Origin of the sequence: Porphyromonas loveana, assembly GCF_003096695.1 — a bacterium.
GTDB lineage: Bacteria > Bacteroidota > Bacteroidia > Bacteroidales > Porphyromonadaceae > Porphyromonas > Porphyromonas loveana.
This window is the reverse complement of sequence record NZ_QEKY01000005.1, coordinates 82,700-108,667: the sequence shown is the minus strand read 5'-3', so window position 1 is coordinate 108,667 and position 25,968 is coordinate 82,700. Positions and strand designations below refer to the sequence as shown.

Genomic DNA, 25,968 nt, shown 5'->3' with positions numbered 1-25,968 from the left:
AATCTACTTAGCTGATCGTATGGGTACGGGTATCAAAAGTCTGATGAAGGACATGGCTGTCTATGGGCTGAGCACCATTCTCGTGCGCCTGCTCAATTGGCTGATGACCATCGTTTACGTGCGTGCCCTCCCGGGCACGGCCGACTTCGGCAATATGACCAACCTCTATGCCTGGACAGCGCTGGCGATGATCGTCCTCACCTACGGCATGGAGACGGGTTTCTTCCGCTTCATCAACAAGGCCGAACGACCGGGGGAGGTCTATTCCACCACGCTCTGGTCGCTCGGAGCCACCTCCACCCTCTTCCTCTCCCTCGGGCTGCTCTTCCTCTCCCCCCTGAGTGCTGCCTTGGGCTACGGCACGCATCCCGAATATGTGGGGTTGCTGCTCGCCATCGTGGCCATGGATGCCTTCATGGCTATTCCGCTGGCCTACCTGCGCTATGCCAATCGGCCTTGGCGCTTTATGCTTGTGCGACTGACTTTCATCCTGCTGACCATCGTCCTCACGCTCTTCTTCCTCTTCCTCTGTCCGCGCATCTATGCCACGCATCCGGAGTGGATCGGGTGGTTTTATCGCCCGCACTACGAGTTGGGCTATGTCTTCATCATCAACTTCGTCTGCAACCTCATCCAGATGGCTATGCTCTTCCCGCATTGGTGGCATGCGGGATGCGCTTTCTGTCCCGATATCCTGCGCAAGATGCTGGCCTATTCTTTTCCCATTCTCTTGCTGGGACTGGCCGGCAGCTTCAATAATCAGGCCGACAAGATCCTCTTCCCCATGCTCTTCGACGACCCTGCCGAGGGCAAGGCGCAGCTCGGGATCTATGCCGCCTGCTACAAGCTGGCCGTGATCATGGTGATGTTTACGCAGGCTTTCCGCTATGCTTACGACCCCTTCGTCTTTGCCAAGACCAAGTCGGGTGAGGATGAGGGTAAGGAAGCCTATGCCACGGCGATGAAGTACTTCATCATCTTCGTCTGCTTCATCTATGTGGGGGTGATGAGCTATATGGATATCCTCAAGCACTTTGTCAGTCCTGCCTACTATGGCGGGCTCAAGGTGGTGCCCCTGGTGATGTTGGGGCAGTTGATGTTCGGCATTTACTTCAATCTCTCCCTCTGGTACAAGGTGACGGACCATACCATTTGGGGTGCGATTTTTTCCCTCTTGGGCTGTACCATCACAGTCGCCATCATCGTCCTCGGAACGCCTATTTACGGTTTTATGGCCTGTGCCTGGGCGTCGGTGCTGAGCAATGGTCTCATCATGTTGCTGTCCTATTTGGTGGGGCGGCACTATTTCCCCGTGCCCTATCGTCTGGGCAATGCGCTCTTCTATGCCTGTCTGACGGCTTTGCTCACGGGAGGTACTTATCTGGTCGCCTATCTGCTGCCTGAGTATGTGGTGGCTCGGGTGGCTGTGAATACGCTCTTATTCTTGACCTTCGTCTTCATCGCTGTCCGCAAAGACCTGCGTGGTGTCGTTACGCCTATCATGAAACGGTTACGGAAAAGATAAATCCTCTTCATGCAGATGAACAGAAATACGGAAACGCCTCCTCCTTCAACAGAAAAGAAACAGCAGTTCGTGGACTACATCAAGTCGCTGCTGGACATGAAGCAGGAGAAAGAGAATGATTACCAGACGATCGACCTGATCAAGGCGGATGTGGACTTCAGGGGCACGAAGCTATGGGTACTGATCTGTGCCATCTTCATCGCATCGCTGGGCTTGAATGTCAATTCCACTGCGGTCATCATCGGTGCCATGCTTATCTCACCACTTATGGGCCCTATTATCGGATTCGGATTGGGATTGGGCATCTTAGACTTTGAGTTGGTCAAGCGTTCGCTTCGCAATCTGGGCTTAGCCACCTTGTTCAGTATCCTCACGGCGACAGCCTTTTTCTTCATCTCTCCGATCGGACAGGAACAAAGCGAGCTGCTGGCACGTACGCAGCCGACTATATATGATGTGCTCATTGCTTTCTTCGGAGGGGCCGCGGGTATCATTGCAGGCAGTACCAAGAGCAAAGGCAATGTGATACCCGGCGTAGCTATCGCGACGGCCCTTATGCCTCCTCTCTGTACGGCAGGCTTTGGCCTGGGAACGGGGCAGCTCACCTATTTCTTCGGCGCTTTCTACCTCTATATTATCAACTCGGTCTTTATCGCTCTGGCCACTTTCTTGATTGTGCGTCTGCTCAAATTTCCTCGCAAAGTATTTCTCAATAAGCAGCGGGAACAGAAGGTGCGTCGGCTCATTACCATCATCGCCATCTGTACGATTGCTCCCAGTATCTGCCTGAGTTATCGACTGTTTCGGAACAATCTGCTCGAAGAGAATGCACACCGATATGTGAGAGAGGTAGTTGGTGTCATACCTAATACGCAGGTTATTCGGGAGCAATTCTCCAAGGAGGCTGGCCGCAATCAGATAGAAGTCGTATTGATAGGCTCTACAGTCTCCGCTGCGCAGATTGACAGCCTACGGATGAAGCTCCCTTCTTACGGATTGTCCGGTGTGGAATTAGCAGTCAAACAGGGTTTTGGTTATGAACAGGAGGAAACAGACGTGAATGAACTGAAGAGCGTTTTGTTGAAAGACCTATACGACAATAGCGACAAAATCATCCGAAATCAGCAGCGACAGATCGATTCGCTCAGCCAACAGCTAAACTTTTATAACCGTTTTGCCTCTATGGAGAGGGAGATCGACCAAGAACTCCGGGTGATCTTCCCTGCCGTCGGCTCGGCCATGCTGGTGCCTTCGGCCGGTGTGACGCAAGGACGGGATTCGATCTTGCTTGTTGTGGTGCGTCCCAAGGAGCGGATGAGCCAAAGCGACATGAACAAATTGAGCTCTTGGATGGCTACACGAACAAAGACAAAAACCGTTCGTCTGATCATAGACAATAATCATAAGTAATAATCCCAAATAGTAATTCGAATGAAAATTAAAAGTATTCTTCTTGGAGCGGCCATCTTATTGGGCGCATCCGGAGTAGCCAAGGCTGACAAGGGCATGTGGCTCCTCAACGAGTTGAACAAGGAGAACGTGGAGCGCATGCGTGAGCTGGGCTTTACACTCCCGTTGGACTCTCTCTACAGCTTCGACAAACCTTCGATTGCCAATGCAGTGGTGATCTTCGGCGGTGGTTGTACGGGTATCACCGTGTCTGAGCAAGGACTTATCTTCACCAATCACCACTGTGGCTACGGAGCTATCCAAAGCCAAAGTACAGTGGATCATGACTATCTGCGCGATGGTTTCGTGGCTCGTACGATGGGAGAAGAGTTGCCCATCCCTGGTCTTTCTGTGAAGTATCTGCGTAAGATCGAAAAGGTAACGGACAAGGTAGAAGCTCAGCTCAAAGGCATCACCGACGAGATGGAGCGTCTGACGAAGGCACAAGAGATCTGTAACAAATTGGCCAAGGAGCAGAATGCCGGCGATGACCAGCTCTGTATCGTAGAACCTTTCTACTCCAATAACGAGTACTTCCTTATCGTGTACGATGTGTTCAAGGACGTGCGTATGGTATTTGCTCCCCCCAGCTCTGTGGGTAAGTTCGGTGGCGATACGGACAACTGGATGTGGCCCCGTCATACCGGCGACTTCAGCGTCTTCCGTGTGTATGCCTCCAACAACCGTCCTGCCGAGTACAGCAAGGACAACAAGCCTTACAAGCCTGTGTACTACGCTGCCGTATCTACGCAGGGCTACAAGGCCGATGACTATGCCATGACGATCGGCTTCCCGGGTAGTACTGACCGCTATCTGACTTCATGGGGTGTGGAAGATCGTATAGAGAACGAGAACAATCCTCGTATCGAGGTGCGTGGCATCAAGCAGGCTATTTGGAAGGAAGCGATGAGTGCTGACCAAGCTACTCGTATCAAATATGCTTCCAAGTATGCTCAGAGCGCCAACTACTGGAAGAACTCTATCGGCATGAATCGCGGTCTGGCTCGTCTCGACGTTATCGGTCGTAAGCGTGCCGAGGAAAAAGCTTTTGCCGAATGGATCCGTAAGAACGGTAAGGAAGCCGTTTATGGCGATGTGCTACCCTCTCTGGAGAAAGCCTATCGCGAAGGAGCTGCTGCCAATAAGCAGATGACCTATCTGCACGAAGCCCTCTTCGGCGGTACCGAAGTGATACGTCTGGCTCAAATGATCAACGCCTTTGCTTCCAATTCGAATGCCGAAGCGAGAGAGAGAATACTCAAAGGTATCGATGGTATCTATAAAGACTACCTCCCCTCTCTGGATCGCAAGGTGCTTCCTGCTATGCTGGACGTTGCTCGTCAGCATATTCCCGCAGACAAGTTGCCCGATGTTTTCGCCAAGGTAATTGACAAGAAGTTCAAGGGCGACACCAAGAAGTATGCCGACTACGTCTTCGGCAAGAGTATCATTCCCTACGACAACAAGTTCCAAGCTGCTTATAAGCAGATGCCTGCGGATAAATTTGCCAAGCTGATGGAGAAGGATCCTGCCGTAGAATTGGCCAATAGCGTTATTGCTTCAGCCCGTGCCATACAGGCCGATGCCATGGCTCATGCCTATAGCATCGAGCGTGGCAAGCGTCTCTTCTTTGCCGGTCTGCGCGAGATGAATCCCGACAAGGCTCTGCCCAGCGATGCCAACTTCACGATGCGTATGAGCTATGGCTCCATCAAGGGTTACGAACCGCAGGATGGTGCGTGGTACAACTATTATACAACGGGCAAGGGTGTGCTGGAAAAGCAAGATCCTAAGAGCGATGAGTTCGCTGTACAGGAGAATATCCTCGACCTCTTCCGCACGAAGAACTACGGACCCTATGCAGAGAACGGTCAGCTCCACGTGGCTTTCCTCTCTAACAACGACATCACGGGTGGTAACTCAGGTAGCCCTGTATTCGACAAGAATGGTCGTCTCATCGGTCTTGCTTTCGACGGCAACTGGGAAGCCATGAGTGGCGACATCGAATTCGAACCTGACCTGCAGCGTACAATCAGCGTGGATATACGCTACGTGCTCTTCATGATCGACAAGTGGGGTCAGTGTCCTCGCCTCATCCAAGAGCTGAAGCTCATGTAATCTCGGAGCTTTCTCTGCAATAGAACAAGGGCTGTACCGACGATTCGGCACAGCCCTTGTTCTATTGTTACTCCTCCTTGTTTATAGGCAGGATAAAAAATGGATTTATTCGATTCCGAAGGGAATGCGTGCAATAAGGTCGCCGAACTCAAGGACACGAGTACTTGGCTTGTCGAAGGGATTGGGTTTGCCGTCCGCTTCGTACTTGGTGCCGTTTTGTACGTGTACCAAAATAAGACGAAGCTCCGGATCCTCCACTTTCTTATTGATGCGAAAATAGCCTGTGAATCCGACCGGAGATTCGAGCAGCTGTCCATTCTTATAATCAGAATAATAGTAACTGATGCCATTAGCAACAACATTGTTTTTGCTCAACAGATTGTAGAAAAACTGATGAATTTCGATCTGATTCGGTTGAAAAAACACATCGGTCATAGGTTGGCTGTGAGTATCGAACAAGAAGTTTTCCAACTTATACCAAACTCCTTCTTTGAGCTTCAGAGGTTTGCTGGACGAAATAAGAGAAAAATTGCCGTAAACATCCGACCTCAACTGGTAGGTGACTGGCTCTGCTACCGATGGGACAAAAGCAGATTCTTGTACGTTGATGCTTCCATCGGAGGGTTCCGTTAGGATTCCTTCTGTGAAACGGCATGCCATGAGAACAGGTTCTTCATGTCCTTTTCCCTTATCCTTTGACCAGCATGAGGTGAGTACGAGAGTCATGGCTGCGAGCCAAAAGACTTTCTTTCCGATTTGTAACATAGTTATCAATTGTTTTTAAGTGAGTAATGCTTATCTGTTCCGCAACGTATTCGGTTGCGGGATTTCTTTTTATGGGTAGAGCACATGGCCGGCCTCGGCCTGCAACTGCATGATGCGGTACATATTGGAGATCGTGCCCACGCGCAATCGTTCCTTGATCTCGAAGTAGTCGGCGCAAGTGCCGCATACGATGATGGGGATGCCGTGCTGCTCGTTGAGTACCGCCAGTGTGTCCGCCGTGTCAGTACCCTCCACTGCAAGAAGAACACCGGAGTTGTATAAAATAATATGTGAGGGGAATCGATCCAGCTCTCCTATGGCATTGACGAAGGCTCGCATGAGGATGGTGCCCAGTTCGTCTTCGCCCCGGCCCATCTTGTTGCTTCGGGCTACGATCACGTAGTCGCCTTTGGCCGTTGCGGGGGCTGTCACCGTGGGGCAGGTGGCGGGAACCGGCTCTTCGATGTGCATGGCTACGCGGAAAGTCAGCGTTGTGTAGCCATCTTCTTCCTGCTCGGTGGCAGTGGCGCCCAGCTCACGGATGTAGTCGCGGAGATTGCCTTTGGCCGTTTCGTTGTCCGTCATGACGGCGATCTCTTCGCCGACGGGAGTCCCATCCACTGCTTTCTTCAGCATGATGAGGGGTAGGGGGCAGAGTTTCCCCCGTGTGTCGATCACTTTCATTGGTGTAATCCTTTTTGGTGTGATAGTCCCAGTAGTCTGATGGCTGTCTCGTGTGGCGAGTCGGTCTCTGCTGAGAGTTGCAGCATCGGTGTCTCTCTGAAATCGGACAGCGAGTGGGCGTATGCCTTGTCGTAATAGTCCAATGCCAGAGAAATGGCCTCCTCCAACCTGCCTTCCCTAACGGCATCGATGGCATGCGTCGTGGCAGCACCTCCCATTCGACGGGCGATACGGCCGAAGGCATCGGCCAGTTCTTCGCGGTCGAAGGAGCCATATTCGGCAGCGATATGCGCCACGCGGACGGGGCGGGGGAGTAACAATTCGATCATGGGAGCCTGACGCATGAGTCCGTAGAAGTCATCCGGCAGGAATACATGACCGATAGTTTTGCTCTCGCTCTCCAACCATACGGGTTTGTCGGGGTCACAAATCGCAAGCGCATCGTGCAGCAAGTTCATGAATTGCTCTGTCGTGGGCTGACTCTCCTGCCCGAGGGCTCCGAAAGCCGAACCTTTGTGACGGGCGAGACCCTCCAAGTCGATCACCTGAGCACCCATCTGAGCCAATTCGTGGAGGATAAGTGTTTTGCCTGATCCCGTGTAGCCACCCAAGATGATAAACCGCCAACGATGCTGTTGCAGGAGGTCGGGGAAGTGTTGCCGATAGGCTTTGTAGCCGCCCCGCAACCGAAAGGTGTGCAGTCCTCCCACCGACAGCAGCCATTCCACGCTCTCGCTGCGCATACCTCCGCGCCAGCAATAGAGCGCAATCTCCCTGCCGGCAGCAAGTTCACGCGCCTCACGTACCATTTGCGCCATGCGTGGACCTACAAATTCGAGTCCGCGTTCGACAGCCGCCTGGCGGCTCTGCCGGACGTAGAGCGTCCCTACTTCGGCACGTTCCGTGTCGGAGAAGAGCGGGAAGCTCACTGCACCGGGGATGTGCCCGCGGCGGTATTCCTCGGGCGAACGCACATCCAAGACGAGGCAATGGGGCCGTTTCGATAGGAAAGATACTGTGTCAGTCACCATAGAGCGAGGTAGTCTGTCCTTGTTCCGTAGAGCAAAGATAGGGATTATCCTTTGCCTCCTTTTCCGTAAGTTTGTAACCATGAAAGAATTTGTCATCTCGGAAGCCCGCACCGAACCCACCATTCTCGTCGGGCTCATCACCCCGCAACAGACCGAAGTACAGGTCAAAGAATATCTGGACGAACTCGAATTCTTGTGCGAAACGGCCGGTGCACAGCCCGTAGCCCGCTTCACGCAGCGGCTCGATCAGCCCCATTCCGTCACCTTTGTAGGTAAGGGAAAGTTGGAGGAGATACGTGCCTATGTGGAGGAACACGAGGTCGGTATGGTCGTATTCGACGATGAGCTTTCCCCCAAGCAGCTCCGCAATATAGAGCGAGAGCTGCAAATCAAGATTCTCGACCGCACGGGTCTCATCCTCGATATATTCGCCCGCAGAGCACAAACGGCTCATGCCAAGACGCAGGTGGAGCTGGCACAATACCAATATATGCTGCCCCGACTCACCAGACTCTGGACCCACTTGGAACGACAGCGTGGTGGCGTGGGCATGAGAGGCCCGGGAGAGACGCAGCTCGAGACAGACCGCCGTATCGTCCTCGACAAGATCACCCGTCTCAAGGAAGAACTACGTGCCATCGACAAGCAAAAGTCCGTCCAGCGCAAGAACCGCGGCAAGATGGTTCGCGTGGCGCTGGTGGGCTATACCAATGTGGGCAAGAGCACGCTCATGAACGTCCTCTCCAAGAGCGAGGTCTTTGCTGAGAATAAGCTCTTCGCCACGCTCGACACCACAGTGCGCAAGGTCATCATCGACAACCTGCCTTTCCTCATGAGTGACACGGTAGGCTTCATCCGCAAGCTGCCTACGCAGTTGGTCGAGTCCTTCAAGAGTACGCTCGACGAGGTGCGCGAAGCCGATCTCCTCGTGCACGTAGTGGATATGTCCCATCCTGCCTTTGAAGAGCAGATCGAGGTGGTGAATCAGACGCTGTCCGAGATAACTGCCGGAGAAGACAAACCCATGCTGCTTCTCTTCAACAAGATCGATGCTTTCTCCTTCACCCCCAAAGACGAGGATGATCTGACGCCCCGCACCAAAGAAAACGTCAGTGCCGAAGAGCTACAGCAGACGTGGATGGCCAAGCTCGGCAGCGACTGCCTCTTCGTCTCGGCCAAGAAGGGAACGGGCATAGATGAACTCAAGCGCCTGCTCTACGAACGAGCCAAAGCGATCCACATCACACGCTTCCCGTACAACGACTTCCTCTTCCAAGACTATACCGAGGACGCGGAGTGACGTCTCCCCCCTTTCGGTAGGGAGCCTCTCCATATTCAGCTTTTTTACGCACAGAAATCTGGCGGAAACACGCGCCCTTTTACCGTAAGAATACGCGCCAAAACTTTTTTGATTTGGCGCGTAATTTTTTTCGAAATGGCGCCGTTTCCAAAAGATTATTGCGCCATGTTTTTAGCTGCCATGCGAGCGGTTTTTCTGGTGCATAACGTAGTTTGTTGCCATGCTTGTCCTTCTATGTGGCAAGAGCTGGCCGAAAGGAGCTTCGCGGACGTAAGCATCCTTCCATCATTGCTCATAATGAGCGAAAAGACAAGAGATGTGTATTGTTTCGGATTGTCTCATAAGCATGCATGACTCCGTCCCTTCTGTGCATATTCATTGAGCTATACTAAGGAGCCATAAGGTTCGGGCGAAAACCGTACTTTTGTAACCATAACATCTTCATTTATTTGGGTTATGGGTAGGATTCGTCTCGGCAGTCTGCAAATCGCTTCCGTGGTCGCCGTCGTGATAGGTATGTGGTTGTTTTCGGCTTGCGCCAATATGGGTGCACCCGAAGGCGGACCGTATGATGTGACGCCGCCACGACTCATCAAGGCTACACCCGCCGAAGGCAGTACAAGGCAACGAGCCGACAAGATTACACTCCTCTTTGACGAGGCGGTGCAGATACTCAACCAGAACGAAACGGTAATCGTCTCGCCCCTCCAGATACAACAACCCAAGATAGCCGCCTATGGCCGTACCATCTCCATCGAACTACGTGACCCTCTGCGCGACAGTACCACCTACACAATAGACTTTACCAACGGGCTAGCCGACAACAACGAGAGCAATATCTTGGAGAACTTCTGCTACGCCTTCTCCACCGGCGAGCTGCTCGACACGATGCAGATCGCAGGCCGTGTGGTGGATGCCCTCACGTTGGAGCCTGTAGCGGGCGTATTCGTGGGCATACACGAGTCGGAAGCCGACACGGCATTTACCAAAACACCCATGCTCCGTGTCACGCTGACGGGAGAAGACGGCAGTTTTACACTGAAGAATTTGCGCGACGGGAGCTACCGCGTCTTCGCTCTCAAGGATTCGGATAGGGATTTCACCTACAGCCAACTTAACGAAGGGGTGGCCTTCTCTGAGGATTGGTTCCGTACGGAAGTACTCGCCACTTCCTCCTTCGGTGACTCCCTTGCTGCACACGATCATGAGCACGACCATGCAGTGGGTGAGGGAGAGGAGATGCACACGAAGCCGGATTCGATCGCATCCCAGATGTCGCTGCACTATCTGCCGGACGACGTGTTACTGCGCTATTATACTTCCGGCTTCCAAAGGGAATACCTCTCCAAGCGGACACGCCCCGACTCGGTGCGCGTGTCTCTTCAGTTCAACTCCCGTCCCGATACCATCCCACCGCTTCGTCTCCTTGGCGGACAGAACCATGCCGATTGGTACAAGGCCGTGCGCAACGGTGAGAAAGAGGTGATTTATTGGCTCACCGACAAGGAGGTTTACAGCCGCGACACGCTGGTCTTCTCCGTCACATATCCGAAAAGCGATTCCCTCAATATATCCCGCCCGCAGACTGATACGCTGCGTCTGGCTAAGCCCAAAGTGCAGCCGCGTCGTACTGCCCGAGGAGAGCAGAACGCCGTACCGATGATGTCCATCGGCCTGCACAATAGTAGTAGCATAGCTTCGGGCACGCCGGCAGATACGCTCAGCATCGTTGTGGGGCAACCTGTCTTGCGGATCGACACTGCAGCCGTCTCCGTAGCGCGCCGCGTGGATACGCTCTGGCGGGATGTCCCGTTCGCCCTACAGGCTGACTCGCTGAATCCGCTACGCTTCGTTGTTCGTGCTGATTGGCAGATGGGGCAAGAATATCGCGTACGAGTGGATTCTGCTCGTTGGCACAGTGTGTACGGACAGTGGAATGCCCCCGAAGAGCAAGTGTTTAGTTTCTTGGCCGAGAGCGAATTGGCCTCATTGCGACTGCGCCTGACGGGGTTGGCGGACAGCACTGCTGTCGTGGAGTTGCTGAACAAAGGGGGAGATCCCGTAGCCGCGCAGAAGGCGGTAGGAGGGGAAGTGCTATTCTCTTATCTCAAGCCTGGTGAGTACTACGCGCGTCTGTACCTCGATGAGAACGGCAACGGCCGTTGGGATGGTGGTGACTATCCGACACGGCAACCCGAATGGACGTTCTACTACCCGCAGGCTTTCACGTTACGCAAGAATTGGCAGCAGGCGGAAGATTGGTCTGTGACCCGAGACCACTACACTGAGCAGAAGCCGGAGGCCATCCGCAAGGTGAAGCCCGCAAGCCGACAGAAGCGTGATCTCAACCGAGAGTATGAAGAGCGCATGGCTCGGCGAACGAAGAAGAAATAGCATCCGACCCATTTAGATGAAACTATTGCATCCCCTCCTCCGTCTCTTGGCGGTCTTGATCGCGACAGCGTCGCTATCGGCCTGCTACGGATACGATCCGATCAAGGATAAACTGAACCAACTGAACAACAGTCTTCAAAACGACAACGGAGAGACAGCTCCGTCCACACCCGAAGGCCTTACGACCTTCGATCTTACGTTCTCATTCGAGCAATGGCCTGATGTCGATGCCGCATTGCCCGCAGGAGAGGCGGGTTTCTCTTCTACGTTCTGGGCATCAGCCAGTAACGACGGGTTCAAGGCTATCCCCAATCAAGTCTTGCCTTATCCCGTCACACCCGCTGCAGAGGGTTATGAAGGACGTTGCGTACGTATGTTGACGAGGCCCGGGATGAAGTTCGCCGGCATGGGCAGCTATCTGGTGGCGGCATCGCTCTTCTCCGGCAAGGTGGATATCTCGCAATTGGTGCTCGCCCCATTGGAGGCTACTTACTTCGGTCATATAGTACATCAGCGTCCCGTGAGGATGCGTGGCTACTACCGTTATACGGCAGGTCCCAAGTTGATAGACGGCAGCGTGGGACCCGATGCGATGCTCGAAGGACGCGACAGCTGCACGATAGCAGGCATTTTCTATGAAGTGACACTCGAAAGACCCTATTTGAACGGCAAGAACCTATATACTGCACCCTCCATCGTAGCGCTTGCACGGATGAGAACGGACGACACGGACGGGTGGCAGCCTTTCGACCTCGTCTTCCAAACCGTTGGCAACACTCCCGTAGACTTAACGAAAAAGAAGTATCGACTGGCTCTGGTCTTCGCCTCTTCGGCGCGTGGCGACGAGTATATAGGGGCTGTGGATAGCGAATTGTTGATAGACGAATTGACACTAACGCTAACTACCCAGCCCGAATGAAACGCCTATTCAGACACCTTCGATTATCCCTTCTCCTTATCATAGGAGCAAGCCTTCAGCTCGCGGCTCAGTCGCTTGCGCAGCAATCAACACCTTCGTTATGGAATTTTGCTGTGCGGGCCGGTCTGCACGTGGGAGCAACGACTCCGGTACCTACTCCGCGAGCGTTGGATCACATATACGTGTGGTATCCGCACCTCAATCCGATGATACAGCTCTCCGCTTCGCGTCGTCTGCAAGCGGACAGTCCATGGTCCATCAGCGCGGGCATCACCATTGAGAAGAAGGGGATGGAAGCTACGACGCGAGTGAAGGATATGCAGGCAGCGATAATCTCGGATTCGCCCTATGCGGGCAGTGCCGACGAGGAATATTCGGGTCTGTTTACTGGGGACAATAACACACTCATTCGTCTTGGTTATCTCACGGTGCCTTTGCAGGCAGTGTATCATACGCTTTCGGACAGGCTCTTGTTGCGTGGCGGCATCTATGCATCGCTCCTGTTGGAGAGCACTTTTAAGGTGATTATCGACGGTACGATGGTGTACGACGATCCGCTCCTCGGTGTAGATCAACTGGAGTTGCGTCAGCTCGATTTTTCTGACAAGATCAAAGGCGCTGATTTCGGTTTGGTCGTGGGAGCCGACTATTACTTCACCGAGCGACTGGGCGCCTTTGCCGATGTGACATTCGGCTTGTTGCCCGTGACCGGCTCCGACTTCCGGGCGATACCCTATGCGATGCACAACGTCTTCGCATGCGTAGGCTTCACCTACAGATTTGGTCGTTGAGGCATAAACATGCACGCACGTGCAGCGGTTATCAAACAGACACTAACAACAATAATATCATACAGCAAACGATCGGCATGGAATCAATCACCCAGATATTTCGCATCGGCTACGGGCCAAGTAGCAGTCACACCATCGGACCGCGCCGTGCCGCGGAAATGTTTCTCGAACGAAACCCCGCTGCCAAGAGCTTCCGCGTGACGTTATACGGCAGCCTCGCCGCAACAGGCAAGGGTCACCTTACAGATGTAGCTATCTTGGCCGTTTTGGAACCTCACGCTCCCACGGAAATCGTGTGGCGTGCCGATGTGGTGAAGCCTTTTCATCCCAACGGTATCCTATTCGAGAGTTTCGACTCGGCCGGTAAGCAGTTGGAGGAGTGGCTCATCTACAGCATCGGTGGCGGTGTCTTGGCCAATGAACATTTCAACGAGCAACGGGGACGCGAGGTGTACCCGCTCAACAAAATGTCCGACATACTGGACGAACTGAATCGCCGCGGCCTCAGTTTTTGGGAATATGTGGAGGAAAACGAAGGTCCCGAGATATGGGATTACTTATCCGAAGTGTGGGAGGTAATGAAAAACGCCATTCAAGAAGGGCTTGAGGCCGAAGGTGTTTTGCCGGGCGGTCTGGGTGTGCGACGCAAGGCGGCTAACTACTTAATTCGAGCCCAAGGCTATACACCCGGGGTACGCAGTAGAGGCAATGTCTATGCCTACGCTCTCGCCGTAAGCGAACAGAACGCTTCTGGAGGACGCATCGTCACTGCTCCTACTTGTGGTTCGTCCGGTGTGATACCGGCTGTCCTCTATCATTTGCAACAGACACGCGAATTTTCTGACAAGCGCATCCTGCGTGCCTTGGCTACGGCCGGCCTCTTTGGCAATGTGGTACGTACCAACGCTTCTATCTCTGGAGCCGAAGTGGGTTGTCAGGGTGAAGTGGGCGTTGCTTGCGCCATGGGTGCGGCGGCCAGCAGTCAGCTCTTCGGTGGCACGCTCTCACAGATAGAGTATGCAGCGGAGATGGCGTTGGAGCATCACCTCGGCCTTACCTGCGATCCCGTCTGCGGACTGGTACAAGTGCCTTGTATCGAGCGCAACGCTTTCGCTGCAGCTCGAGCATTGGACGCGAATACGTATGCCAACTTCAGCGACGGTCGTCACCGTATCTCATTCGACCAAGTCGTGGAAGTGATGCGACAGACGGGAAAAGATCTCCCCAGTCTTTATAAAGAAACGTCACAAGGAGGGCTGGCTGCGGTACATTGCTAATGACACGAATGATCTCTCCATGCTGTGGCAGATGGCTCTGTAGCCTGTTGCTTGTCTTACTCGTTTGCGCACCTCTCTCCGCCATTCATCCGACGGAAGGCAGCCCACGAATCCTGCTTCCTAACCGTACGATAGCGCCGATAGGCAAGGAATGGAGCTTTCGGATACCCTACGTTGGTGCCGCTCCGACTCATTGGAAAGTAAAACGTCTGCCCGAAGGCTTCTCTTTCGATGCCAGCGAGGGTGTTATCCGTGGTACAGCATCGACACGGGCAATATTCGAGGTTGAAATTTCGGTGGCGAATGCTCTTGGAGCGGACAGCTGTGTCTGGCAGTTGGAGACAAGCCGCTACAACGGTATGGCTCCGGTTATGGGTTGGAGTACTCGCGGGCTGAAGGATGCGGACATCAACGAGAAAACAATTCTCGATGTAGCCGATGCCATGCAACGTGCCGGACTGGTCGCAGCAGGGTATCGGTACGTGATCATCGAAAGCCGCTGGCAAACCTCCAAGCGCGACAAAGAGGGACGCATCACAGCAGACCCGCAACGCTTCCCGCAAGGGATCAAATACTTAGCTGACGAGTTACGCAATCGTGGCATGAAACTCGGGCTTTCTTCCAATGCCTCGCCGCTTAATGTTCATGGCCTTGCCGGGAGTTTCGAGAACGAAGCGATCGATGCTGCCACATTTGCAGACTGGGGCGTCGATTACATCAAGTACGATTATTGTTGTTCTCCTCCCGTTCCCATCGTTGCCAGACAGCGTTATGGGGCTATGGGACGCGCTTTGGCAGCATCGGAACGCCCGCCGCTGTTCTCTATATGCGAGTGGGGGGAACTGCAACCGTGGAACTGGGGAGAGACGGTAAACGCAGGCAGTTGGCGCACCACATTTGACATTCGAGACAAATGGAAGGCTACCAAATACTCCAAACGCGACAATGGTATATGGGATGCAGCAGAGATGAATCTGCGTTACGCCTCATACGCCAATCGGCATCGTCTCGTATCTGATCCTGATCTCTTGCTTGTGGGAAGTAGCACGAACGGATGCACCCCCGAAGAATACTACACGCAACTACAGATGTGGGCCTTGATGCGTGCGCCGTTAGTCTTTGTCGCCGATCCCCGCAGCCTCTCCCCCGAGACGCTATCCCTGCTTACGCATCCGGATCTGATCGCAATAGACCAAGATGCCTCCTTCTATAACATCACGGAGGAGCGCAGAGACGATGGCGTTCGTATATGGACACGACGACTAACAAAAGGGACGGCAGTCTTAGCTCTCAACGTGGGAGAATCTCCCACGGTGACTAGCATAGACTTCCGCCCCGGTAGTACTGCAATATGGGATGTGAAGCGCGCCGTCTATATAGCTCCGCAAGATCTGGAACGCATAGCGTTACCGCCACATGCAGCTCGGCTGTTTCTCTTCGAGTAGCGCAGCTGTAGCCGATTATCGGCGGCGTTTGCGCTGCTTGCTGTCGAATTTGTCGTAGAAGTGACCGTTGTCTCGTTTCGCTTTCTCGCCTCTGTTCTTGCGTGACGAGGGAGTATCTTCTCGCGGACGGTCATATCCTTTGCGACGCTTGGCTCCGAAATCACCGTTGCCACCCTTCTTCCCTCCCGAATAATCCTTCTTGGCATCAGCAAATTCCACCTGAATGCGACGACCGTCCACCTCGTAGCGGTTGAGCATGTCCACCACATTCTGTGCTTCGAACTGATCCACATCAAAGAAAGAGAATCGAGGCATCAAATCAATACGTCCGATGTTCACACGTCCCGGCACGCAGCGATTGATGAGTTCGATCAGTCGGTTGGGGAACATCTGATCCATCTTTCCGAAGTTGATGTACAGACGGCTCATACCTTCTTCCGTCTCGCCGGAGCTGCGCTTGCGTCCCTTGCGGTCAGAGATGTCGCCTTCTTTCTTGCGGTCGCTCACCTCTTCCACTTCTTCGGCTCGCTGGTAGTAGTCGAGCATGCGGTTGAACTCCAAAGCCATCATGCGGCGGATCAGTTCGTCCTTCTCTATCCACTCCAGTTTTTTGTTCACCTCGCTTAATACCGAGTCGATAGCCGACATATTCTCTATGTCCACGCGCTCGATGCGATCTGCCAGATTGAAGAGTTGCTTCTCACATATTTCGGCACCCGAAGGGATGCGTGCGCGCTCGATCTTATTCTGGAGCGAGCGCTCGATATTCTTGATTTTGCCTTTTTCCTTCACGTGACAGATGGCGATGGAGAGCCCTGTCTTGCCTGCACGTGCCGTACGACCGCTACGGTGTGTATAGCTTTCCACATCATCGGGTAGGCCGAAGTGTATTACATGTGTGAGGTCATTCACGTCCAATCCGCGTGCAGCCACATCGGTGGCGACGAGAAGTTGAAGATTGCGCACGCGGAACTTCTGCATCACATAGTCGCGTTGTGCCTGACTGAGGTCGCCATGCAGCGAATCGGCGTTGTAGCCGTCTTGTATCAGTTGGTCTGCTATCTCCTGCGTTTCCTTACGAGTGCGACAGAAAACGATACCATATATATTAGGGTAGAAGTCTGCAATTCGTTTCAGCGCCAAGTATTTGTGACGCGCCGATACCATATAATAGAGATGCTTGATATTGGCATTGCCCTCATTCCTATTGCCGATAACGATCTCTTTGGGCTGCTTCATGTACGACGCTGCGATCTTAGATATTTCACGAGGCATCGTAGCCGAGAAGAGCAGGAGGTGACGCTCCGATGGGATACCGGCAAGGATTTCTTCCAAAGCCTCAGCAAAACCCATGTTGAGCATCTCGTCAGCCTCGTCCAGCACCACTGTGTGCACTTCCGAGAGGCTCACGGCATTGCGTCCCATGAGGTCGAGCAGTCGTCCCGGTGTTGCCACCACGACTTGCACACCGCGTCGCAAGGCTCTGATCTGTGCGTCGATGGGCGTACCGCCATAGACCGGCAGTACGTGCACATCGTTCATATACTTTGAGTAGCTGTTCAGGTCGTCGGCTATCTGCAAGCATAGCTCGCGGGTGGGGCAGAGCACCAACGCCTGCGGCATACCGCCTTCGGGATTCAACTTCTGCAGCAGAGGAAGACCGAAAGCGGCCGTTTTTCCTGTTCCTGTCTGCGCCAGTGCGATGAGATCTATATCCTCTCCCAATAGGTAAGGGATCACTTCTTCCTGCACAGGCATGGGCTGTTCGTAGCCCAGTTCGGCGATTGCTTTGAGCAATGGTGCGGCAATGCCGAGTTCTTCAAATGTTTTCATTCTGTTATGAGTGAGATGTTAGTGTGGTCGCCGGCCGGCATCGCACACCAACTCACCTGTGCATAACCTTCCGCGGGACCTGTCCGTCCTAATGATTCCGAGAAAAATAGGGAAGAACCTTGAGTAAAAATAAATGCGGCGACAACCTATCGCCCGCATATCTCGCGACTGCGATCGCCGAGGTAGCCGCCATGATGGCGACGTGCATAGTCTTCGAAGCCGAATCCGATCTCCTGCATCGTGCCTACGACCAAGAGATCGCCGATCACCGTCATGACCGTCGTGCTTGTCGTCGGAGTCATGCCGAGGGGGCATACTTCGGCCGGATTGCCCGTAGCCAGACACACGTCCACGACTTCGGCCAGTGCACTTTCGGGATTGCCGGTGATGAGGATGAACTTGGTGTCGGGCACCAAACGCTTGGTCAGCTCCACAAGCTCCAGGACTTCACGAGTGCGTCCCGAGTTGCTTATCAGGAGCATGATGTCCCCACTGCGCACCAGTCCCAGGTCGCCATGCTGCGCTTCGCTCGGATGGAGGAAGTAAGCGGGCGTGCCCGTGGAGCAGAAAGTAGTGGCTATGTTGGCCGCGATCTGTCCCGCCTTGCCCATTCCGGAGGTGATCAGACGACCATTACAGCCGTGCACCTGTTGCACGATGAGGTCGATGGCCGCCTTGTAGTCGTTGTCGGAGGGGATGGCACGGATGGCTTCTGCTTCGTATGCCAGGATTTCGGGGATTGTCAGATTGCGTATTTCTGCCTTCATGCTCAATAAATTGCGCTGCAAAAGTATTTAATTATTTTTGCATATTATGAATTTGTGGGATAATCTTCGTCCCATTTTTTCTCAGACCATTGATGAGTTATCAATTATATACACTTCCGTCAGGGCTACACGTCGTGCACAGACCCCATGCCGGAGAAGTCACCTACGCGGGTTTTGCCATAGGCGTAGGCACGCGCCACGAGAGTGCGCACCACCACGGACTGGCTCATCTCACCGAGCACATGCTCTTCAAGGGCACCCGGCTGCGCAGCAGTCTGCAGATCATCAGACGGATGGAGGAGGTAGGAGCCGAGCTCAATGCCTTCACAGAGAAGGAGTCCACCTTCGTCTATTGCATCTTCCCCAAGGCACATTTCAATCGTGCTGCCAATCTCCTCTTCGACATCGTGCAGCACAGCCGTTTCCCCGAGGAAGAACTTGCCAAGGAAAAAACCGTCATCATCGACGAAATCAATTCCTATCGCGACAATCCCTCCGAACTCATATTCGACGAGTTTGAGAACATCCTCTTCCGCAACCACCCCCTCGGACACAACATACTGGGGACGGAAGGTTCCGTTTCGCGCACGACCGGACAGATGGGACGCAACTTCCTGCGTCGTCATTATCGGCCGGACAATATGATCTTCTTCATCACCGGCGAAGCCGACTTGTCCGACTGGCCGCTTACGCCCGTCGAAGGCAACAGGCTCAGACACCCCATGTCCACCCCTCATGCTGCCGATGCCGTGCTGCCGCGTACCATACGCCGCCACAAGGACACCTACCAACACCACATCCTGATGGGCGGACGTGCCTATTCGCTCCACGACGAACGACGCATCCCTCTGACTCTCCTGTCCAACATTCTCGGTGGCCCGGGAATGAACTCCCGCCTCAATCTCTCTCTCCGCGAAGAGCACGGCTATGCGTACAACGTGGAGAGCAATTATACACCCTATTCCGATACGGGGATCTGTAGCATCTATCTCGGCTGCTCTCCCCGCCATGCCGATGCTGCCATGGAGTTGGTACGGAAGGAACTGCGCAGGCTCATCGACGAGCCCCTCACCCCCGTCGAACTCGAATCTGCCAAGCGACAACTCAAGGGACAGCTCATCGTCTCGGCCGACAGCCGCGAGACTTCCTTCATCGCCCTCGGCAAGAGTATGCTCCACTACGGCAAGTACGACCCGCTGCCCGTCCTCTTCCGCCAGATCGAAGCCATCACAGCTGATCAGTTGTGTGACGTAGCTGCCGAAGTGCTGGAGCCGGATGCGATGCTCACCCTCATCTATTGCTAATCCTCTCTCCCCGCAATCGACCTATGACAGAGAAAGAAAAGGCGACGCAAGGCCTCCTCTACAATCCCGCCCACGACCCTGAGCTGAAGGCGGAACTCCTGCACTGCAAGGAACAGCTCTTCCGTTTTAACGGCACTGCTCCCTCTTTCCTCTCCGAGCGCAAGGCCATACTGAGCGACCTCTTCGGCCATCTGGGCAACCGCACGCTCATCCTCAGTCCCTTCTTCTGCGACTACGGCTATAATATCAGCATCGGTGACGACTGCTTTGCTAATATGAATCTCGTCATCCTCGACTGTGCCCCCGTCTCCATCGGCAACCACGTGCTCATCGGTCCCAACGTAGGCATCTACACCGCCACCCACCCGTTCGATGCAGCCACACGCCGCGAAGGGTGGGAACGCGCCCTGCCCGTCACCATCGGTGACGACGTATGGATCGGGGCGCAGTGCTGCATCCTCCCCGGGGTGACCATAGGAGCGGGAGCGGTCATCGGAGCCGGTAGCGTGGTCACCCGCGACATCCCTGCCGGTATGCTCGCCTATGGTAATCCCTGTCGCGTGATCCGACCCGTCGAATAGCAGTTCGGCAACAATATTCCTGCTATCGCTGTGGTGTATTTTACAACAAGCTATTGATGCCGTACGATGCAAAAAGTAATTTTTCTTGATTTTGACGGGGTTCTAAACTCCGGAGATAACAGTCGTGCAATCTTCCGGATCATACACACAGCATGTAAGGCCAATACTTGACTGATTCTTTATTGTTCGTTGTGTGCGAAAAAGCGGATGACTATGACGCCAAAAAAACATGGCGCCATTTCTTTTTTGAATTGGCGCCATTTTCTAAATAATTATGCGCCAAAACGAAAAATATTACGCGCCAAATTCCTGAGATTTTGGCGCGCGATTCCGTCGCTTTTTGGCGCACGGAGCGAAAGCGCATGTTTAGCCTCGGACAGCTTCTCGGATGCGCATCAGCTTGGTGAGCAGCCCCTCCAACAGATCCAGACGGAGCATGTTGGCTCCATCGCTCTTGGCCGTTGCGGGATCGGGGTGCGTCTCAATGAAAAGACCGTCCGCGCCCACGGCTATTGCAGCCTTGGCAATGGTTTCGATCAGCTCTGGCTTGCCCCCCGTCACGCCACTGCCTTGGTTGGGCTGCTGGAGCGAATGTGTCACATCCATCACCACGGGGAAGCCCAGTGCGCGCATGGCGGGGATATTCCTATAGTCCACGACCAGATCCGTGTAGCCGAATGTATTGCCACGCTCGGTCAGGATCACTTGCCCGTTGCCGCTGTCCACGCATTTGCGTGCGACGAAAGCCATTGCTTCGCCCGAGAGGAACTGCCCTTTCTTCACATTGACGATCCGCCCTGTGCGCGCCGCAGCCACGATCAGATCGGTCTGTCGGCAGAGAAAAGCCGGTATCTGCAGCACGTCCACATACTCGGCAGCCATCGCCGCCTCGTGCGTCTCGTGGATGTCCGTCACCGTCGGGACGCCAAATTCGCGGCGCACCTTGTCGAGGATGCGTAGAGCTTTCTCGTCGCCTATGCCCGTGAAGGAGTCGATGCGTGAGCGATTGGCCTTGCGATAAGAACCTTTGAAGATGTAGGGGATGCCCAGTCTGGAAGTGATTTCCACTATCTGCTCGGCTATGCGCAGCGCCATGTCTTCGCTCTCGATGGCACAGGGCCCTGCCATCAAGAAGTATGCATCGGCGGATTGCAGCCTGTCGTATAAAGAGGGAGTAGGTGTCATTGTATTATTTTGTTTTTATCGTTTCTAATTCCCAAAAGTACAAAAAGACGTCCCCACATCAAGTCATTACGCCCCATTACTTCGTCTCAAATCAAATTAATTGGGCACAGTGCTGTGAAAAACTGACCGAACAATGAGTAAAAGTTAATTATATTAGTTTTGCGACACCTCCTTGTCAAATGCTATCATACTTATGAAAAGGATATTACTACTGCTCGTCTTTCTCCTCGCCATCTCCTCTCGCGGCTGGGCGCAGATGCCGAAAATAGAAGGACTCGATCAGATGCCGATGGATACTATCGTCAAAGAAGTCAAGGACTATGCCCGACAGCGGTTCTTCTATAAAGTCTCCTTTGTGGAGGATACGGAGCAGCCGGAGAAGAGGACCGAGGCGCAATGCGTCTTGGAAATCGGCCATCACGGCAGCAGTTTCAAGGATTTTTATAGACTCGCCACAGACTCATTGGTCGATGATGTCGTGAAAAAGAATGGCACATTCATGGAGCTGTTCGGACGAGTCTCCGGTTGGGCAAAAAACAAGAAATGGTACACTGCGTTGCTCAAAGGCTATCCGGCAGGAGAAGACTATCACCAAACCTCGGTTTCGATTTTGTTCGAATTTGTTGAATATAGCTGCCCTTCGCCCACATTTGATTGGCAGGTCGGTGAGGAGACGAAGGAGATCATGGGCTATATGTGTCGCAAGGCTACCTGCCATCACAGTGGACGGGATTATACTGCTTGGTATGCAGAGGAAATTCCTCTCTCGGACGGACCGTACATTTTCCGAGGATTGCCCGGGCTTATTGTTGCCATTAGTTCGGACGACGGGGAGTATACTTTTGAGCTAAATGGGCAGCAGGAGATTACTTTCTCATCACCGATATATCTCGAACTGAAGAAGCGCACCTACAAAAAAACGCGAGAAGAAGCTCGCATTATCATTCGTAATATGCATGAAAACTGTGCTGAAATATTTGCCAATACTGTAAAAATAAAAGCCTCAAATCCTGAATTCCTGGGAAAACTCATGGATCGATTCCGATCTTTGCCGTACACCTTTTAGAAAAGGAACAAACTGAAAAATAGAATGAAAAGAAAAGTACTATTTGCCCTATCCGTCTTCTTGCTATGCACGGGTATGATGCAAGCTCAGATGCCTACAATCATCGGAGCTGAGGGAATGCCGATTGATACGATCTCTAAGAGGATTGAAGACTATGCTCAGCAGAGATTTTTCTACAAAGTCTCTTTTGCGAAAGACTCGAAGCGACCAGACAAAAAAACCGAGGCGCAATGTGTCTTGGAAATCGGTCGTCATGGTAGCATCTTCACGGATTTTTATCAGATTGCTGCGGACTCGATCAATGATGCTATAGTCCGACAAAAAGGGACTACGATGGAGATAATGGCCAAAATTTATGGTCTGCTCCAAAAGTCCGAATGGAAAAATCCTGTACTCAAAGGCTATCCTGCAGGAAAGGACTATCATCAGTATGATGTGTTTATGGTTAATGTGATCGAATATAGCTGCCCTTCGCCCACATTCGACTGGCAGATCGGTGAGGAAACGAAGGAGGTCATGGGCTATATGTGTCGCAAGGCTACCTGCCATCACAGCGGGCGGGATTATATGGCATGGTACACCGAGGATATTCCCTTATCGGACGGGCCTTACATCTTCCGAGGCTTGCCGGGACTTATTGCAGCCATTAGTTCGGATGACGGGGAGTACTCCTTTGTCTTGAACGGTTTGCAAGAGATTACATTTCCTTCTCCCATTTATCTCCAGAACAAGCAATTGACCAGAGTATTGCCACGAGATGAAGCGCGGAAAGTCATTCATTATCTGCATGAGAACCTCGCAGAAGCACTGAGAAATTCTCCCTATAACGATACGCCATACCCTGCGGACTTCTCTCATGTGCCTCCCATGCCGTACAATCCTTTAGAGAAAGAGTGATATGGAGCGGCGTGTCCCACTTCTTTTTTGTTGCCTCGCGGTGTGGCTGATGGGGCTGTTGCCGATCGAAGCACAGGATGCGAGCGGCCAAATGCTTAGTGGTCGGGTGATTGATGCCGAGAGCAGACAGCCCTTGATCGGAGCGGTATGTCAGCTCGTGGACGGTGCAGGCAACCCAATTGCCTTCACGCTCTCGAAAGCTGATGGTGCGTTCTCCTTGGCGAAAAAGGATGGCGGAAAGCTCATTAGCGTAAGGCACATGGGGTATAAGAAGCAGAGTAGAGACGTAAGTGAGGCGGGACAGCCCTTGCTCTTCGCTCTGACGCCCGACGATGTCAAGCTCAAGGAAGTGGTGGTGCGGACCGATCCCGTGCGCAAGTTGGGCGACACGATCTCCTATTCTGCATCAGCGTTCGCCGGACCCGAGGATCGTTACTTGGCCGACCTCCTGCGTAAGTTGCCCGGTATTGAGGTGACGGCAGACGGCATGATCAAGCATAACGGCGAGGCCATCACGCGGATGTATATCGAAGGTGTGGACATGCTGCAGAATCGTTACAACCTCGCCTCCAACAATCTGCCCCAAGAGGCCGTAAGCACGGTGGAGGTGATCGAAAATCATCAGCACGTCAAGACGCTGCGCGAGACTGTCCCCGAAAAGCGTTCGGCTCTCAATATCAAACTCAAACAGCGTTTCAAGATCCGTCCCTTCGGCGACATCATTGCGGGAGGGGGCATTTCTGACTTGTGGACGGGGCGTATCTTCGGCATGCAGGTAGGAAAAAAAGTGCAGGCGATGCTCACAGCCAAGGGGAATAACACGGGTAACTCGGTCGTTGCCGAAGCCATCCAGCTCACAGACATCGAGAGCATGCAGCACCAAGCCGACGATCTTGGGGAGGAACTGTCACACACCGGATTCCAGACGCTACCGATGAAGCAGCATCGGTACCTGATGAATCGCTCGGGGACGGGCAGCCTTACAACAGCAGTACCATTAACTCCCGAAGTGACCCTCACGGGCGTGGTTTCGCTATTGGCGGACAGGGCGGAACAGACCGTTCTGCAGGAACAAGTCTATAATCTGGGTACGCCGCAGGAATTGCTCCTGAGAGAGAACCGTTACATGAAGGGAAATACGCGCGGTGCCCAAGCCGATCTCTCTGTCGAGAACAACGCTTCGGGTTTTTACTTCAAAGATGATTTGCGAATGACGCTGCGCAGCGAGCGCGAGCGTGTACGGCTGGCAACGAATGCGACCGACTACCTCCAGACGGGCGAGTCACTCCCGCGAACGTTCCGCAACAACTTGAGTGTAGTTTTCAAAGGAGACAAGCGTACCTATCGGATCACCTCCTTCGCCAAATACATGGATCGACAGGAGGATTTGCTCCTCACCGAGCAGACAACCGCTCTTCCTGACATGAACCCCGACGTGCGTACGCGGGACTTCGTCACCCGCAATGCGCTGGAGTCCTCATTCCTATTCGGACGTATTTCGCTGCATTCGACCACGACGTTAGGCTATCGGGGGACGCACACCGGTTACCGCTCCACGCTGCCGATGCCTACGATCGAAGGCATGGAAGGCACCTATGACTATCGCACGGGGCAATGGAGCCTGAACGAAACGCCCGCCGTGGAGTACCGTCGCGGGGCGACGACTTACCGCCTGTCGGTACCGCTCGTATGGAACTACTACACACTGGAAGAAGCCGGTAGCGAACTCCGATCGGCTCTCCGCTTCACGGCCTCGCCAACTTTCAGCCTGTCATGGAATGCCGGCCCCTCATGGAAGCTGAGCACGAGGTTGGCGCACAACCACAGCTATGGCGGATTGGCCGAGCTGCGCACGGGCTATACGCGCCGTGACTATCGCACTTACGTCCTGCCCTCGGGTTTCATGGCAGAAAAACGTCATTCGGGTATCCTGCTATCGGCGGCGTACAACGACGTCCTGCACCTCTTTTATTTTCGCATCAATGCGAACTACTCACGCAATCGGACCAACGAACTGTTGAGTTATGACTTCACACCTGAGCAAAATATCCTGCGGCGCGAGCTCTTCTGGCACGACACGGATATGTTCGCTGCCGACGCCCGCCTGAGCAAGTACATTTTCTCGTTGAAGACTAACGGTACCCTGACCGTCCGTTACAGCCATATGCAATCGCTCCTCAAGCAATCCGGGCTCCTCATTGACGGAAGAGGGAACAGCCTGTCGGCCGAGGTTTCACTCTCTAAGAATTGGAATCGTGTCCTTACGGCCGCATACGGCCTCTCCGCCAACTACAGTTGGATGGAAACAGGCCCCAATGCATACACCGTTCTGCCGCAATATCGCCATTCGCTTGAGCTGACGATCCTTCCGCTGCGGGGGATGACCACCCGCATCAGCGGCGAGTACAGCTCCACGACATTGGAGCGTAGCCATGTGCACGAGGATGTCTTCTTCGACTGTGGGGCGGACTATGACCTCAGCAAGAGGTGGAGCCTGAGCTTGACGGTGCGCAATCTCTTTGACCGACGGGAGTACTACCTCCACAAACTGACGGAGTACAACACGTTCTCCACCCTCATTCCGATCCGCGGACGCGAGTTCATCGCCACCGTCCGCTTCCGTTACTGATGATTCCT

Annotated in this window: 20 protein-coding genes; 14 read left to right on the top strand and 6 right to left on the bottom strand. The window is 53.6% G+C overall.

The genetic code is table 11. The features are described from left to right. Positions 1–19: 19 nt before the first annotated feature. Genes C7382_RS03925 through C7382_RS03915 form a run of 3 tightly spaced genes read left to right on the top strand, consistent with a single transcriptional unit; the run spans position 20 to position 5,092 of the window. Entirely contained in the window at positions 20–1,525 is a 1,506-nt protein-coding gene (locus C7382_RS03925) for a lipopolysaccharide biosynthesis protein (protein WP_394342042.1), read from the top strand. Between the two features lie 15 nt (positions 1,526–1,540). Further along, positions 1,541–2,935 (top strand): DUF389 domain-containing protein, encoded by a 1,395-nt coding sequence (locus C7382_RS03920; protein ID WP_165815119.1) that lies wholly within the window; start codon positions 1,541–1,543, stop codon positions 2,933–2,935. A 21-nt stretch (positions 2,936–2,956) separates the two neighbouring features. Beyond that, positions 2,957–5,092 carry a S46 family peptidase gene (locus C7382_RS03915; protein ID WP_116679013.1) on the top strand — a complete coding sequence of 712 codons (2,136 nt, stop codon included), beginning with the start codon at positions 2,957–2,959 and terminating at the stop codon, positions 5,090–5,092. A gap of 105 nt (positions 5,093–5,197) precedes the next feature. On the opposite strand, the gene C7382_RS03910 is transcribed toward C7382_RS03915, so the two are convergent. The 3 genes from C7382_RS03910 to mnmH form a co-directional block, all read right to left on the bottom strand. Continuing rightward, positions 5,198–5,857, bottom strand: a complete 660-nt coding sequence (locus tag C7382_RS03910) for a hypothetical protein (RefSeq protein ID WP_116679012.1) — start codon at positions 5,855–5,857, stop codon at positions 5,198–5,200. Between the two features lie 69 nt (positions 5,858–5,926). Beyond that, a complete protein-coding gene (yedF, locus tag C7382_RS03905; protein ID WP_116679011.1) occupies positions 5,927–6,541 on the bottom strand; it encodes a sulfurtransferase-like selenium metabolism protein YedF in 615 nt (204 codons plus the stop codon). Then, the gene (gene mnmH / locus C7382_RS03900) at positions 6,538–7,572 is read right to left on the bottom strand and encodes a tRNA 2-selenouridine(34) synthase MnmH (protein WP_116679010.1); all 1,035 of its coding nucleotides are present in this window, start codon (positions 7,570–7,572) and stop codon (positions 6,538–6,540) included. The genes yedF and mnmH overlap by 4 nt, the downstream gene beginning before the upstream one ends. Positions 7,573–7,651: 79 nt before the next feature. On the opposite strand from mnmH, the gene hflX reads away from it, so the two are divergent. The 6 genes from hflX to C7382_RS03870 all read left to right on the top strand — a co-directional run bounded on the left by hflX (position 7,652) and on the right by C7382_RS03870 (position 15,698). Further along, the gene (gene hflX / locus C7382_RS03895; RefSeq protein WP_116679009.1) at positions 7,652–8,872 is read left to right on the top strand and encodes a GTPase HflX; all 1,221 of its coding nucleotides are present in this window, start codon (positions 7,652–7,654) and stop codon (positions 8,870–8,872) included. 456 nt (positions 8,873–9,328) lie between these two features. Then, on the top strand, positions 9,329–11,266 hold the full coding sequence (locus C7382_RS03890; protein WP_116679008.1) for an Ig-like domain-containing protein: 1,938 nt from the start codon (positions 9,329–9,331) through the stop codon (positions 11,264–11,266). A 16-nt stretch (positions 11,267–11,282) separates the two neighbouring features. Next, positions 11,283–12,185, top strand: a complete 903-nt coding sequence (locus tag C7382_RS03885; RefSeq protein ID WP_116679007.1) for a PCMD domain-containing protein — start codon at positions 11,283–11,285, stop codon at positions 12,183–12,185. Then, on the top strand, positions 12,182–12,976 hold the full coding sequence (locus C7382_RS03880; protein ID WP_116679006.1) for a porin family protein: 795 nt from the start codon (positions 12,182–12,184) through the stop codon (positions 12,974–12,976). Before C7382_RS03885 ends, C7382_RS03880 begins: the two co-directional genes overlap by 4 nt. A 77-nt stretch (positions 12,977–13,053) precedes the next feature. Continuing rightward, on the top strand, positions 13,054–14,253 hold the full coding sequence (locus tag C7382_RS03875) for an L-serine ammonia-lyase (protein ID WP_116679005.1): 1,200 nt from the start codon (positions 13,054–13,056) through the stop codon (positions 14,251–14,253). 8 nt (positions 14,254–14,261) lie between these two features. Beyond that, entirely contained in the window at positions 14,262–15,698 is a 1,437-nt protein-coding gene (locus C7382_RS03870) for a glycoside hydrolase family 27 protein (RefSeq protein ID WP_243405652.1), read from the top strand. A 15-nt stretch (positions 15,699–15,713) separates the two neighbouring features. On the opposite strand, the gene C7382_RS03865 is transcribed toward C7382_RS03870, so the two are convergent. Both C7382_RS03865 and C7382_RS03860 read right to left on the bottom strand, forming a co-directional pair. Then, positions 15,714–17,531, bottom strand: coding sequence for a DEAD/DEAH box helicase (locus C7382_RS03865; RefSeq protein ID WP_116679003.1), 1,818 nt, complete (start codon positions 17,529–17,531; stop codon positions 15,714–15,716). Between the two features lie 146 nt (positions 17,532–17,677). After that, positions 17,678–18,298 carry an SIS domain-containing protein gene (locus tag C7382_RS03860; RefSeq protein ID WP_116679002.1) on the bottom strand — a complete coding sequence of 207 codons (621 nt, stop codon included), beginning with the start codon at positions 18,296–18,298 and terminating at the stop codon, positions 17,678–17,680. A 92-nt stretch (positions 18,299–18,390) separates the two neighbouring features. On the opposite strand from C7382_RS03860, the gene C7382_RS03855 reads away from it, so the two are divergent. Together C7382_RS03855 and C7382_RS03850 are read left to right on the top strand one after the other, a co-directional pair. Then, a complete protein-coding gene (locus tag C7382_RS03855; RefSeq protein WP_116679001.1) occupies positions 18,391–19,602 on the top strand; it encodes a M16 family metallopeptidase in 1,212 nt (403 codons plus the stop codon). 23 nt (positions 19,603–19,625) lie between these two features. Continuing rightward, positions 19,626–20,183 (top strand): sugar O-acetyltransferase, encoded by a 558-nt coding sequence (locus C7382_RS03850; RefSeq protein ID WP_116679000.1) that lies wholly within the window; start codon positions 19,626–19,628, stop codon positions 20,181–20,183. Positions 20,184–20,549: 366 nt separating this feature from the next. Here the strand turns inward: C7382_RS03850 and kdsA are convergent, their stop codons facing one another. Beyond that, entirely contained in the window at positions 20,550–21,368 is an 819-nt protein-coding gene (gene kdsA, locus C7382_RS03845; RefSeq protein ID WP_116678999.1) for a 3-deoxy-8-phosphooctulonate synthase, read from the bottom strand. Between the two features lie 193 nt (positions 21,369–21,561). Between kdsA and C7382_RS03840 the strand changes: the two genes are divergently transcribed. From C7382_RS03840 to C7382_RS03830, 3 genes are read left to right on the top strand one after another with little or no spacing between them, the layout of a single operon-like run. Beyond that, the gene (locus C7382_RS03840) at positions 21,562–22,434 is read left to right on the top strand and encodes a GLPGLI family protein (protein WP_116678998.1); all 873 of its coding nucleotides are present in this window, start codon (positions 21,562–21,564) and stop codon (positions 22,432–22,434) included. Between the two features lie 24 nt (positions 22,435–22,458). After that, positions 22,459–23,331 (top strand): GLPGLI family protein, encoded by an 873-nt coding sequence (locus tag C7382_RS03835; RefSeq protein WP_116678997.1) that lies wholly within the window; start codon positions 22,459–22,461, stop codon positions 23,329–23,331. A gap of 1 nt (position 23,332) precedes the next feature. After that, on the top strand, positions 23,333–25,960 hold the full coding sequence (locus C7382_RS03830; protein ID WP_243405651.1) for a carboxypeptidase-like regulatory domain-containing protein: 2,628 nt from the start codon (positions 23,333–23,335) through the stop codon (positions 25,958–25,960). The last annotated feature ends 8 nt before the right edge of the window (positions 25,961–25,968 follow it).